A 13,348-nucleotide genomic window follows, 5' to 3' on the forward strand; every position below is an offset into this window, starting at 1 on the left:
TGACGCGCAACACCACACGCGGCACGCCGGTACCGCGTTGTAGTGATCGACATATTCGCTCAGGGCCGAGCGCAGGTGCCGTTCGCCGTAGAGCAGCAGGCGATCGGTGCACTCGGCTCGCACCGTCCGGATCCAGCGCTTGGCGAAGCAGTTCGCCTCGCTGGCCTGGAAGCCAAGTCGCACCACCTCCGGCTTCCGCCGTCCGACCTGACGCCGCGGCACCGCCACCTCGTGACGCAACACCATGATTTCTGCATCCTTCGACGCCTGACCGCGGCCCAGCAACATCAGCCGGCTCAACTCCAGGAGCATGATCAGACAGAGCAGGCGGGCATGCACAGGACAAGATCTTTCCTGCTCGGAAGGACCCGGTCAGACCACAGGTCAGAGCCGTTGTGGCCGCATTTCGACGCGGTACAGGTATTCGCTGATCGTGCCTGCGACGACGCGTCTTCGGCGGATGGTTCGCTGGTCGTCGAAGCCGGCGACGTCGTGGCCGGGCTGCGTTGCGATGTTCAGGGGTCGTTGGTGTCAAGACTGGTGCGGCGGGTGCCCGTTGTCGTGGATCAGGTACTCCTGGCCTGGCCTACCATCGAGGAGGTCCCGGCCGAGGGTGACTCGGCCGGGACCTCAGTCGTCGGTGCGGGCGGGATCAGGCCACGAGGGAGCGCAGCGTGATGCCCGAGGTGCCCAGTTCATTGATCAGGTCGCGGAGGAACGGGTGTTCGTCCGCCGCGAGCCCTTCGGGGTTCGGGATGGTGATGTACGCCGAGCCGTCAGCCACGGCCGAGGTCCCGGTGCCGGTGTACTTCCCGACCACGGCCTGGGTCCGCGTCAGGTCGGCCTCGGCGACCTGGATGGTGATGGGCCGCCACTCACCGCCCAGGTTGGGCGGCTCCTCGGACCGCTCGGCCGCGGCGCGGAGCTCGTCCGACTTGGGCGTCATCAGGCGCTGCGCGGACGTTGCCGAGACCGGCGCGAGCAGCGCGTTCGCGACCAGGTGGATGCCGTTCTCGTTGTACGCGCGGAACAGCGGGTTGTAGGAGAAGAGCACGGCGTGGCCGGTGCCGACGGGTTCGTCGACGAGGGCCGCCGTCCCCTTGAGAGCGTCGGCCTGCACGGTGTAGCCGTTGGACCAGAACGTGTCGTCCGACGGGTAGGTCAGGACGTTCACACCCGTCTGACTCGGACTGAGGATCGGGTCGTCGTTGTTGAACTGGAAGTCCTCCGCGGGGCGGCCCAGCGCCACCGGATCGTCGGTGGCCACGTCCACCCGGAAGTGCGAGCCGATGACCTCGTAGCCGGTCGGCTTGGCCTTCTCCGTGGTGGAGGTGAGGCCCGCGGCGCGGGCGACCCGGGTGCCCTGGTTGCGCAGCCCGACGTACGTGCCGCCCGCAGCCACCCACGCCTTGAGGTTGGCGAGGCCCTGCGCGTCCAGCCCGCCGTTCGAGCTGCTGCCGTCCGGGATCACCAGCGTGGTGCGCTCGGTGAACGCCGGGGCGTTGGTGTTGATGTCGGCGGTCGTCACGGGCTTGAGGTCGAGGCCCCACCGGCTGCCGAGCACGTACCGCGCCTCGCCGTACGACCCGGAGGTCGTCGAGATGCCGGTGCCGGAGAACAGGCCGACGTCGGGCAGCCGCAGCGCGGTGCCGACGGGCTCGTGGGCGCTGCCCGTGACGGTCACGCCGAGCGGCTGGGCCAGCTTGTCCAGCGCGTTCCCGTCGATCGCGCGGGCGGGCAGGCCGGCCACGCCGGTGGTGAGGTCACGGGTGAGGGGCACACCCGACCTGAGAAGCCGGAACGTGAGCTCCGACGCGGCCGCGGAGTCCAGCGGATAGGAGTATGAGCCTCTCCGTGGGGCGGGCCGGTCGACGCCGCCGTCGATGCGCTTCACCAACTGGGCTTTCGGTGACAGCGCGTCGCCGGTGTAGACGGTGTCGATGCCCATCAGCAGCGGGTTACTCCACGAGGAGACGTCATAGAAGTAGGGGAACGGGGCGTAGGGGTCCTCTCCGATCAGCGCCTGGATCCAGTGCTTCTGCGGCTGGGCCATCGGGATCCAGTAGGCCCCGGCCGGAACCTCAAGGTTGCTCGCAGTGCGGCCGCCGAAGATCCGGGCGTTGGGCACGGTGATCGCCTTGTCGAGCCGATAGACTTCGACGTCCATGCCGCGCAACCGCTCGACCAGCCGGCGGGCGTCGCCCAGTTGGCGGTCCGGCAGCAGGAAGTACGACCGGATCTTGACGTCGGGGACCGGGAACTGGACGGCGTTGGTCGGCTGCACGACCTGGTTGGGCTCGAGCGTGCCGTTGGCGCCTTCTGCGAGCGCGGTCTGCCAGATCTTGTAGTAGTCGCTCAGGATCTCGTTCTTGTTGGCCGCTGCCCAGCCGGTGGTGGCCCACTGCGTGTTGAACTGCTGCTGCACCCGGTCCTCGACCGCCGAGCTGCTGCCCTTCTCGAACGTCATGCCGGCGGCACCGAAGCCGGCGGTCGGTACCGTGTCGCCGTACCCCATGTAGAACAGGTCGTACGTGGCGTAGTTGAAGTAGCACTCCTCGGTCACCGTGTCGTCGCACGCACCGTTGTAGCCGAAGCCCGCCGCGTTGGCGGCCCCGATGCGGTTGATCCAGTCCACCGGCTGGTCGGCGATCTCGTGGTGGATCGGGTCCGCGTTCGGCGGGAAGAAGAACTGGCGCCCACCCATCTCATGGGCGTCGATGTAGACCTGCGGCGGGTAGTCGCGCAGCATAGCGATCTTGCCGTCGGTCTCGGGCTGGCTCCGGACGAACCAGTCCCGGTTCAGGTCGAACCCGAAGTCGTTCTGGCGGCGGTTCGCGTCGCGGCCGTCCGGGTTCTGAGTCGGCACGATGACGGTGACGGTGTTGTCATTGCGCTTGGCCACATCGCAGGACAGGCCGCCGGCCAGCTCGTACAGGGTCTTGAGCGCGGCGTCGCCGCCGCTCTTCTCGCCACCGTGAACGTTGCCCGCCACCCAGACGATGGCGGGGGTGCCGGCGGCGATGCGCGCCGCCTTGTTTGGTTTGAGGGATCGCGGGTCGCGTAGTTCCCGGATCTGCTTGGCGATCTTGGCAAGCTGCCCGGGGGCCATGTGCTTTTCGCTGGACACGATGGCGTACGGCAGGTCCTGGCCGGTGGCGCTGTGTGCCATCGTGCCGGTGACCACTCGCTTGGAGTTCTTCCCCACGGCCTGGACGTAGTTCAGGATCTCTTCGGTCGTGACCACACGGGGCTGGCCCTTGCCGAGGGGGAAACCGAAGAATGACTCAGGGCTCGGCACGGAGGTGAGGTGAGCGTTCGGATCAGCGACGCACCGCGTGCTGTTCCGATCGGCGGGTAAGCGGACATCGGGGTCGGCGTACGCGGACGGACTCGACGGCAGAACGAGCGCGGTCAATGCCAGAACCGCGACGCCCAGCACCTTTCCGTACGCGGGTCTGCGGCGCCTCTCGGCGCTTGCGGGCATGACGACTCCTCGGGGGGGCAGGGACGTCTCGCCTCCGGGATCGAAGTCGGGACGTCTGTGGTGGAGCGACGCCAGTGTGGCGGGAAAAGACTATCGTGATGTTATAAACTATGGATAAAACGGTCAAGATGCATTTTAAGTGAATAAAGTGGACCGATCACCCATGTAACAGCCCTGACGATAGTGCACTCGGCTCGCACCGTCCGGATCCAGCCCTCGGCGAAGCAGTTCGCCCACGGTGTCTGCGGTGGCGTCTTCAGCACCGTGATACCCACGGCGGCGATTGCGGGGATGTTCGGCCAGGTCGGTGACCAGAGCGCCGGGTGCCAGGCCAGCGGGACCATCCGGCTGGCCGCGTTCCGCAGCGCCGCCTTCCACCTGCTGCCGCGCGTGCTGGTGCGGTTCGGGCAACGTCACCCCAAGGTCACCGTGGACGTGCGCATCGTGCCGGACCTGGGCAGGGGCATCGCCGGCGAGGTGGCCGACGGGCGGGCCGACGTCGGCGTCGTCTCTCTGCCGGTGTACTTGAACGGGCTGGTCTGCAAGGAGTTGTACGACGAGCCGTACGTGCTGGCCTATCCGGCGGGGCATCCGGATCCGCGCTCACTGCCTATGATCGACTGGCACGAGAACTGCTCGGACGAGACCCGGCGCTGGCTGGCCACGCAGGAGTGGATCCCGCCCGGCGACACCACGGTCGAGGACGACGGAGTGGTGCTGTCGATGGCCGGCCACGGACTCGGCGCGGCGATCGTGCCGCGGCTGTCGACAGTGGACGCGCCACCCAAAGTCGCCATAACCGAACTCGGCGACGGCGCCCCGCAACGCCGGGTGGGCTACGTGACGACCCGAGAGCTGACCAGATCAGCGCTGATCCGCGACCTGCTCGGCGAGCTACACACCCTCCGGGCATCCGCGAGCGTCATCTGAGCTTGTCCTTAGAGGGCGTTTGATTTGATCAACTCGCGGCTGTACTCGTTGATCAGTCCTCTGAGAACTCGACGGCGCTCGATCCGGCCGGTCGGCATCGGGATCACATCGCAGTTGTCGTCGATGGGAGCTCGGAGGCCCGGTCCTTTAGGGAGGATGGCGTCCGCGTCGATGACCAGCACGGCCGGCCGCCGCCAGACGCGGACGATTTTCCGGCCGCCGCCCCCTCGCGGGTTCGTTACTGGATGGCGCCGGATCGGGTGAGGAGGTCCTGGTACCAGGTGTCGTACGGGCGGTTGGTCGCCGGTTGGTTGGCCAGTGGGGTGGTCGCGTCGCCCGCCGAGTCGAAGTCCCAGCCGCGGACGAGCCGTCCCGCTTGCCGGGCCGCGGTGATGAACGCCGACTGGGTGGCGGGCGCAGCGTAGAACAGCGCGCCCTGCTGGAGCTCCGCGCTGTCGCCCTGCTGGAACTCGTCGAAGGCGACCTGCTGGTAGCGGATGCGGTCACCGGCGTACCTGTCGGTGTCGATGCGCAGGGTCTGGGACGGGGTCGGGCCGTCGGCGCCGGTCCACACGCGCACGCGCGAGGTGCCGCTGGTCGAGGTGGTCTTGTCGTGGCGGGCGTCGGAGGTCTTGGCGTTGCCGCTCCACGAGACCGCCATCGCGCCGGCGTCGAGCACGCCGTCCCAGCTCCAGTTCTGGCTGTTGCTCTGGCTGCGGTGGATCTCGCGCAACCGGGTGCCGGCCGCGTCGGTGAACCTGATCGTGGGCAGGACGCCGTCATCGTACTTGCGGCTGGCTGACCAGGTGATCTCGCCGTCGGCGCCGAGGCGGCCCACGCGGTACCACAGCGTGGTCGCGTTCTGGGACTGGTGGACCTCCACCAGGTCGCCGTTGTCGTTCAGCGCGACGGCCGGTGTGACGCCGTTGTCGTACTTTCCGTGGCGTAGCCAGGTCACCCGGCCGTCGGCGCCGTACGTGCCGGACCAGTACCAGAGCGCGCCCGAACCCGAGTCGTGCACCTCCACGACCTGGCCGCGGCCGTTGATCGCGACGGCCGGGTTGGAGCCGATGTCTCGCTTGTACTGGGTGCGGGTCTTGCCGTCGCCGGAGATCAGGGGGAGTACCCGGCCGCGCAGCGCGTCCACGGTCGGCGGGCTCGCCGGGTAGTCCTCGGCCCGGAACAGCCGCGCGCCGAAGACGGAGACGAACTCCTGGTTGAGCGCCGCCAGGTTGCCCGCGGCGTAGGAGGCGTTGTCGGTGAGGTCGTCCTTGATGTCGAGCGCGACGACGATCGGTGCGGCGGTGGGATGCTGCGCGGACCAGGTGTTGATCACGTTGAGCCAGTCGCGCAGGAGGTTCGACGCGGGGTTGCCCGCGTGGTCGACCTGGTTGCCTGGGGAGTCGTGGCCGATGGAGTAGTCGCGCGAGGTGGCGTAGTCGTTGTCGTGAATGTCGAGTTCGATGAAGCGGATGCCGTGGTCGAGTTGGTAGGCGATCGAGTTCCTGGCGCCGGAGACGTTTCCCGAGTAGCTGTTGTGCGTGGCGCGGAAGATCGCCGAGGGTAACGGCTGATCCGCCAGCGCCTCGGCGGGCCCGCTGAGCAGCAGCGTGGCCGCGGCGACGGCGAGCACGGACAGGACGGTTCTTGAACGGAGCATCCTCTGATCCTCACGTCGGGGATCTTCCCAGCCAATACGATCACGCGCGTCCGGCCAACCCGGTCGGTGCTTTGTTCAGCCCGTCGTCACGGTCTCGTCGGCGGGCGTCGGGGGAAAGGCCGGCCCTACCCCGTACACGCCCGCGCGCAGGGTCGGGGGGGTATGGGCCCGGCTCGTAGCGTTTTCCCATGAGAACCCTCCCGGCGCCGCCTCACCACCGACACCCGCTCCACCCTGTTCGGCCTCCCGCTGTCCGTCGCCTCCTTCGCCACCACCGTCATCGGCGTCTCGGCGGGTCTGGGCTCCGCCGTCGCCTTCGTCGGCTGTTTGTCCGCGCGGACGCGTCGGACCCGCTCGTCATGCCGATCCAGGTGCGTGCCTGAGTTGAGTGCAGGGGCCGACGTGGTCGGTCTCCAGACGTCACCGGCGTGACAGGGCCCGTTCGGCGCCGCGGACGAAGGACGGCAGGAGGCCGACGCCCCAGCCCGGGGCGGTCGGAGCCGGTACGGCGCCGTCGGTCACCTGAGGCATCGGCCCGTACACGTCCCGGGTCCACGGGGTGGTCTCGATGCTCCACTCCTGGGGATGAACGCAGGCAGGCATCGCGGCGGCGAGATGGAGGGTGAACACGCGAAGCAGTGAGTCGTTCGCACAGTGCGGGGTGCACGGGATCCCGGCGGCCTCGGCGAGCACGGCCACCTTACGGGCCCGTGAGATGCCCCCGATGTAGCCGATGTCGGGCTGCACGATGTCCACCGAGCGGCCAGCGATCATGCGGTTGAACTGCGGTAGCGAGAAGTCCTGTTCACCGCCGGAGACGGCGATGTCAAGGGCGGCCGTGACCTGGGCGGTGGCCTCGATGTCCGGGAAGGGGCAGGGCTCTTCGAAATGGAAGTAGCCGTGTTCCTCCAGCATCCGGCCGACCCGGATCGCCCGGGGCACCGAGAATCCGCCGTTGGCGTCGGCCGACAGGTCGACCTCCGGGCCGAGGGCGTCCCGCAGGTGCGCGATGATGCGCTCGGTGCGCCCGGGGGCGGCGTCGCCGTCGCGTCCCATCGCCTCCCCGACCCGGATTTTCACCGCGCGGTAGCCGTGCTCGGCGATGAGGCCGCCGAGCCGCTCGGCCTCGTCCTCGGGGCTGATGGCGCGGGACATGCTGGAGGCGTACATCGGAACGGTCGTCCTGGCGCGGCCGCCGAGCAACTGGCACACCGGCCGCCCCGCCACCTTGCCCATGATGTCCCACAGTGCCGTCTCCACCCCCGCGACCGCGCGGTGCAAGAAGCTGCTGGGAAACTTGTAGTGCGTCCTCAGGCACTCGTCGACCAGCGCCTCCGCGTCCCAGGGGTCACGGCCCAGGAACATCGGCGCCACCATCGTGTGCAACACGCGGACCGTGGTATCCGCCTCGTAGGGCGCGGTCTGTCCGATGCCTTCCGCGCCGTCGTCGGTGCGGACCCGGACGACGGCGAGCTGCCCCCGGGTGAGGGTCTCGATCTCGGTGATCTTCACAGGTGCGTCCTCAACGTCTCGACAAGGGGAGTCCGTACGACACACCGATCGAACCGGAAGGAGTCCGCCAGCTCGCGGGCCTGCTCGGCGTTGATCCCGGCGAAGAGCCCGGCGAACTCGTCCACCATCGGCTCAGCGAGCAGGATGTGCCGCACCAGCACGTGGATCCACTGACGCCGACCGAACGGAGGCGGGTCGAAGTGCGGGTACTCCTCGGTCATGGCTTTCTCGATCGGGTCCAGGAGGTGCCGGACACCGGTGTCGACGCCGCCCCACACGTCCACCCCCAGCCGGGCCTTCTTCTCCAGCACGGGGGTGATCTTGCGTATGTACGGTGAGTCCGCGGCGGCGTGGACCACGCCCTGCAGCCCGATGTCCTTGTACGTCCACAAGCTCCAGCCGGCACCGTACTCGTCGTAGATGCCGAGTTGGTCGGCGAGGACCCGGTACCGCGCGGCATCGAGGGCCGGGTCGCCGCCATACGGCGTGCTGTATACGGGTCCGAACTCGCCGACCCAGATGGGGGTGCCGGTGCGGCGCATGTACTCCGCCCGTTCCAGGAACCTGGCCTCCAGGTAGTCACGATCGACGTGCCGCCCGCGCGAGATCCCCGGGTAGTCGCCGCTGTCGGCGAAGCCGGCCAGGGCGTAGTCGTGCACGGTGTAGACCGTGCCGGGCAGCGGATCGGCGAACACCTCGAAGTCGGTGGCGTGCCGGTTGCCGTCCAGGAAGATGACGTGCGCGGGATCGACGGCCCGGATAGCGGCGTGCAGCCGCTCGTAGAACGGGCCGATCCGCTCGCCGGACGGGTCGGCCGGCTCGTTGACGGGGTTGTAGCCGGCCACCCATGGGTTGTCCCGATATCGGTCGGCGAGCGCCTCCCACAGGTGGACGACCCTGTCCTGGAAGTGCCGGTGGGTCCAGAACAGCGATCGGTGCGTGGGGTTGTCGCTGTGCCAGCGCTGGTTGTGGTAACCGGGCGCGGCGTGCAGGTCGAGCACAGTGTAGAGGCCGTTGCGCGCGCACGTCTCGATCACCCGGTCGAGCAGCAGGAAGCCTTCCTCCTTGAGCCGCATCGGCCGGTCATCGTCCTCGAAGTGCCGGTAGTTGAAGGGCACCCGGACGCTGTTCATACCGAGGCCGGCGAGGAAACGCGCGTCGTCATCGGTGAAGAACACCTCGAGGAAACGCTCGAAGAAGGCGTCGTAGACCTCCTGGCCGAGCACCCGGCGCAGCGCGGCGCGATGCAACTCCTCGGTCGAGGGGTAGCCCGTGATGAAGTTCTCCATGTTCATCCAGCCGCCGAGCCCCACGCCGCGCAGGCGAACCGCCTCGCCGGACGCGGTCACCAGTCGGTCGCCGTCTATGTGCAGCCTTACGGACTCGTCGTGCATGGTGGTGCTATCGCTCCTTGAGATGAGGGTCATTTGCCGAACCCGGCCGTCAGGCCGCGTACCAGGTGGCGGCGTCCCAGCACGTACGCCACGAGCATGGGAAGTGTGGACAGCACGACGGCGGCCAGCACCGCCGGGACGTCCACTGTGAACTCGCCCTGGAACGCCCACAGCGCCATCGGCAGAACGCGCAGATTGGCGCTTTGGGTGAGGATGAGAGGAAACAGGAAACCGTTCCAGACGTGCAGCGCGTCATAGATGCCGACCGTGACCAGGGCCGGCCGGGCGAGCGGCAGCACCAGACGCCACAACATGCCCCAGTCGGTGGCCCCGTCCATCCGCATCGACTCGAACAGCTCCCGGGGGATGTCGCGGATGAAGTTCGCCAGGATCAGCACCGTGATCGGTACCGCGAACCCGATGGACGGCAGGATCAGCGCGAGCAGGCTGTCGTACAGATGGAGCCGGGTGATCATGTAGTACAGCGGGATGATCGTGGCGTGCACGGGGATCGCCAGGCCCAGCAGGAAGACCGAGAAGCTCGTGCGAGCGAGCCGGCCCTCCCCGCGCACCACCCCGTACGCCGCCATCAGCGAGAACGTGACCGTCACCGCCACCGATACCACCGTGATGACGACGCTGTTGAGGAAGTACCGGCCGAAGCCGCTCTGCAGCACGAGCACGTACTTCTCGAACGAGATGTGATCGGGAGGCGCCAGCGGGTTGCCGGCGAAGAACCCGGTCTGGCTGCGCAGACTGGAGATCACCACGTAGTAGATGGGCACGATGATGACGGCCAGCCATACGAACCCGCCGATGCCGGCGCCGATGTTGGGGAGCCGGCGCACCCCGCCGCCGCGGGCCGAGGCCCGGGCGTGCGGACGATGGTCGGCGATCGTGGTCGGGGCGGCCATCAGAGCCCTTCCTGTTCACTGCGCATGCGGGCGAAGCCGGTGTACTTGGTCAACGAGAAGGCCAGCGCCAGCCCCGTCACGACCAGGATCACGGCGAGCACGCTGGCGCGCCCCATGTCGTTGGCCGAGAAGCCGGTGAGGTACATGTCGAGCGGGAGCAGCCTCGTCGCGTTGCCCGGCCCGCCCCCGGTGAGCACGAAGACCACGTCGAAGTAGGTCAGCGAGCCGGTGACCATCAGAGTCGACGACGTGACGATGGTGTTGCGGAGCTGCGGCAGTGTGATGTGGCGGAACTGCTTCACCCGCCCGGCTCCGTCGATGTCGGCGGCCTCGTAGAGCGAGGCCGGGATCTGCCGTACGGCGGCCTGGTAGAGCAGGGTGTGGAAGGGGACGAACTGCCACGCGATCACGAAGATCACGACGTACAGCACGAGGTCCGGATCACCGAGCCAGTCCTGGCTCAGGAAGCCGAGCCCCGGAACCCCGCCGAGCCCGAAGTTCGGGTCGAGGACGGCCTTGAACGCGATGGCCACCGCGGCCGAGGAAAGCAGCAGCGGGATGAAGTACAGGACGGCGAGCACGGCCCGGTAGCGCTGCGTCCCGGCGGTGAACACGCCGAGCAGCAGGCTGATCGGCGTCTGCACCAGCCACGAGACCACCATGATCTTGAGGGTGAGCAGGAGCGCGTTCCCGGTCAGCGGATCGTGCAGTACCTTGTCCCAGTTGCCGAGCCCCTCCCACGAGATGGCGCCGAGACCGTCCCAGCGCGTCAGGCTGAGGATCACGGCCCCCGCCAGGGGAACCACGGCGAACACCACGAACATCAACAGCGCCGGCAAGGTCAGCAGCCCGCTGCGGGTGCGGGATTGCGTAGCAGACACCTCGCACCGCCTCAGCCGTGGATCGTGGCGTTCATGGTGGTGGCGAACTGCTCGGGAGTGACCTCGCCGAGGAAGATCTGTTGCAGCGCGGTCAGCAGCTTGTCACCCTGCTCGGGAGCGAGCGCCTGGTCCAGGGAGAGCTGGAAGTTCGGGGCCTTCGCCGTCACCTCGTAGATCATCGAGAAGTACGCCGGGTCGTCGGACTTGGCGATGGCGTCCTCCATGCCGGCCACCGGGGGCACGTTCCCGACGGCCAGCAGGTCGGCGGCGTACTTCTCGTTCAGCAGGTCGCTCTTGATGTAGTCACGGGCCGCCTGCTTCTGCGCCGAGGTCGCCGCCGACGAGATCGACCAGAAGTTGGTCGGGTTGCCCACCACGTCGGCGGGGTCGCCCTTGCCCCCATCGACGGCCGGGAACGGGAAGTAGCCCAGCTTGCCGCCGGTGATGAACGCGGGGTCCGCTGTCTTGATCGTCTGGTACGTCGCCGGCAGGCCGAGCGTCATCGCGGCCTTGCCGGTGTACATCAGGGCCACGTCGGCACCACTGTCAGTGGAGATCGAGGAGAAGCCCTTGACGAAGCCGCCGGCCTTGACCAGTTCCTGGATCTTCTGGTTGGCCTCCGTCACCGCCGGGTCGGACCAGGCGTTCGGCTTGCCGGCCGCCACGTCGTTCATGACACGGGGGCCGCCGATGCGGTCGACCAGGTATGCCAGCCACGGCAGCAACGGCCACTTGGCCTGGCCGCTGACGGTGAAAGGCGCGATGCCCGCCCCCGTGAACCGGGGCACCAGCGCCAGCAGTTCGTCCCACGTCTTCGGTGGCTGCGCGCCGATCTTGGCGAACAGGTCCTTGTTGTAGTAGATCACCACGGGCTTCACGCCGTTGTTCGGCACCGCGTAGGTCTTGCCGTTCACCGTGCCGACGGCGGCGATCGAGGGGAGGAAGCGCTCCTTGACCGCGGGGTCCGCGGCGAGGTCGCTCAGGTCCTCGACCGCACCGGCGTCCACGTACGACTTGAGCACGCCGCCTCCCCAGCCATAGATCAGCGTGGGTGCCTGCCGCGCACCGACGGCGGTCCGGATCTTCTGTTTGTAGGGATCGTTGGCGAACTCCTGGATGGCGAAGCGCTGCCCGGAATGAGCCGCGTTCCAGGAGTCGAAGGAGTTCTGGAAGGCCTTCGCGGTGACGCCGCTGATGATCCACGCGGAAGGGCCCGCCGAGGTGCTTCCACCCTGCTGAGGGCCGGAGGTCCCGCACGCGGCAACGCCGGCCACCAGCACGGCGAGTCCCATCGCGAGCAGAGTCCTGGGGGAACCGACCGATGTCTTCATGTCCTTCACCTTCCTGTGCACCATCGGAGACACGTCTCCGGCGTGACATCGCACACAGCCGGTCTTGCTTCGGTTAGTCCGACATCGTGCAAGCCCGCTCACGTCATGTCAATCGTTATCGATAACGTTTTATATGCGCTAGGATCGCTGCCGTGAACAGTGGCCGCGTGACGATCCGCGACGTCGCCGAGCAGGCCGGCGTCTCGGTGGCGACGGTGTCCAAGGTGCTCAACGACCGCTACGGCGTGGCGGCGGCCACCGTCAGTCGGGTGCGCGAGGTCATCGCCGAGCTGGGCTACGAGTCCAGCCTCGTGGCACGAAGCCTGCGCAACCAGCGTACGAACGTGATCGGGGTCCTCGTCTGGGACATCGAGCCGTTCAGCGCCGAGTTGCTCAAGGGAGCCGCCCGTGCGATCAGGGGCACGGACTACGAGCTGGTGGTCTACGCGGGCGGCGGCAAGGGCTCGGGCCGGCTCGGCTGGGAGCGCCGCTACCTGTCTCGTCTGTCCGGCACGCTCATCGACGGGGCGGTGATGGTCACGCCCACGGTCCTCAACGTCGACAGCGGCTCCCCGGTCGTCGCCGTCGATCCGCACAGCGGGCGTGAGACCGTGCCGACGGTCGACGCCGACAACCTGCAGGGCGGTCGGCTCGCCACTGAGCATCTCATCGGCCTCGGCCACCGGCGGATCGGGTTCCTCGGCAGGCCGCCTCGCGACCTGGAGTCCGGTCCTCTACGCGAGGAGGGCTACCGGTCCGCGCTGGCCGATGCCGGCATCCCGGTCGACCCCTCGCTCGTACGGGTCGCCGGCTACGACGAGAACGACGCGCGCGACACGGTCCGCGACCTGCTCAGCCTGCCCGAGCCGCCCACCGCGATCTTCGCAGCCAACGACGTGTCGGCCATCTCCGCCATGGAGGTCGCCACGTGGATGGGTCTCCGAGTGCCCGACGACCTCTCGGTCATCGGCTTCGACAACGTCCCCGAAAGCATGATGAGCCAACCGGCCCTCACGACCGTCGAGCAGCCGATCCAGCTCATGGGCCGGCTCGCGGTTGAGATGCTGCTGGACATGCTGGCCGACCGCGAGCTGCCCCAGCGGCACGTACGCCTCCCCACCCGTCTGATCACCCGTGCCTCGTGCGCCCCTCCCAGCGGCGCCCCCCGCCCGCCGGCGGGTGCACGGAACACCCGCCTGCCCGCCCAGCCCCAGTCATAGGCGCCCGGCGGGGTGCCGGATC

11 protein-coding genes are annotated in these 13,348 nt (G+C 68.3%); 3 read left to right on the forward strand and 8 right to left on the reverse strand.

Going from position 1 to position 13,348, the window contains the following annotated elements:
- Positions 1-42: 42 nt before the first annotated feature.
- Positions 43-678 (forward strand): hypothetical protein, encoded by a 636-nt coding sequence (locus ABGB18_RS40800; RefSeq protein WP_347701040.1) that lies wholly within the window; start codon positions 43-45, stop codon positions 676-678.
- On the opposite strand, the gene ABGB18_RS40805 is transcribed toward ABGB18_RS40800, so the two are convergent.
- Positions 653-3,244, reverse strand: a complete 2,592-nt coding sequence (locus tag ABGB18_RS40805; protein WP_347701041.1) for a M14 family zinc carboxypeptidase — start codon at positions 3,242-3,244, stop codon at positions 653-655. The genes ABGB18_RS40800 and ABGB18_RS40805 overlap by 26 nt on opposite strands.
- 531 nt (positions 3,245-3,775) lie before the next feature.
- Between ABGB18_RS40805 and ABGB18_RS40810 the strand changes: the two genes are divergently transcribed.
- Positions 3,776-4,414, forward strand: coding sequence for a substrate-binding domain-containing protein (locus ABGB18_RS40810; RefSeq protein WP_347701042.1), 639 nt, complete (start codon positions 3,776-3,778; stop codon positions 4,412-4,414).
- 8 nt (positions 4,415-4,422) lie between these two features.
- On the opposite strand, the gene ABGB18_RS40815 is transcribed toward ABGB18_RS40810, so the two are convergent.
- The 7 genes from ABGB18_RS40815 to ABGB18_RS40845 all read right to left on the reverse strand — a co-directional run bounded on the left by ABGB18_RS40815 (position 4,423) and on the right by ABGB18_RS40845 (position 12,106).
- Positions 4,423-4,596 (reverse strand): hypothetical protein, encoded by a 174-nt coding sequence (locus ABGB18_RS40815; protein ID WP_347701043.1) that lies wholly within the window; start codon positions 4,594-4,596, stop codon positions 4,423-4,425.
- A 56-nt stretch (positions 4,597-4,652) separates the two neighbouring features.
- Positions 4,653-6,074, reverse strand: a complete 1,422-nt coding sequence (locus tag ABGB18_RS40820) for a phosphatidylinositol-specific phospholipase C domain-containing protein (RefSeq protein ID WP_347701044.1) — start codon at positions 6,072-6,074, stop codon at positions 4,653-4,655.
- Between the two features lie 420 nt (positions 6,075-6,494).
- Positions 6,495-7,586, reverse strand: a complete 1,092-nt coding sequence (locus tag ABGB18_RS40825; RefSeq protein WP_347701045.1) for a mandelate racemase/muconate lactonizing enzyme family protein — start codon at positions 7,584-7,586, stop codon at positions 6,495-6,497.
- On the reverse strand, positions 7,583-8,980 hold the full coding sequence (locus tag ABGB18_RS40830) for a cellulase family glycosylhydrolase (protein ID WP_347701046.1): 1,398 nt from the start codon (positions 8,978-8,980) through the stop codon (positions 7,583-7,585). The genes ABGB18_RS40825 and ABGB18_RS40830 overlap by 4 nt, the downstream gene beginning before the upstream one ends.
- Before the next feature lie 29 nt (positions 8,981-9,009).
- Complete coding sequence (locus ABGB18_RS40835; RefSeq protein ID WP_347701047.1) at positions 9,010-9,894, reverse strand: carbohydrate ABC transporter permease; 885 nt, start codon at positions 9,892-9,894, stop codon at positions 9,010-9,012.
- Positions 9,894-10,775, reverse strand: coding sequence for a sugar ABC transporter permease (locus tag ABGB18_RS40840; protein WP_347701048.1), 882 nt, complete (start codon positions 10,773-10,775; stop codon positions 9,894-9,896). Before ABGB18_RS40840 ends, ABGB18_RS40835 begins: the two co-directional genes overlap by 1 nt.
- An 11-nt stretch (positions 10,776-10,786) precedes the next feature.
- On the reverse strand, positions 10,787-12,106 hold the full coding sequence (locus ABGB18_RS40845) for an extracellular solute-binding protein (protein ID WP_347701049.1): 1,320 nt from the start codon (positions 12,104-12,106) through the stop codon (positions 10,787-10,789).
- 152 nt (positions 12,107-12,258) lie between these two features.
- Here ABGB18_RS40845 and ABGB18_RS40850 point away from each other — a divergent pair, with 152 nt between their 5' ends.
- A complete protein-coding gene (locus ABGB18_RS40850) occupies positions 12,259-13,326 on the forward strand; it encodes a LacI family DNA-binding transcriptional regulator (RefSeq protein WP_347701050.1) in 1,068 nt (355 codons plus the stop codon).
- Positions 13,327-13,348 lie beyond the last annotated feature (22 nt).

The organism is Nonomuraea sp. B12E4 (assembly GCF_039871825.1).
In the GTDB taxonomy this organism is placed as follows: domain Bacteria; phylum Actinomycetota; class Actinomycetes; order Streptosporangiales; family Streptosporangiaceae; genus Nonomuraea.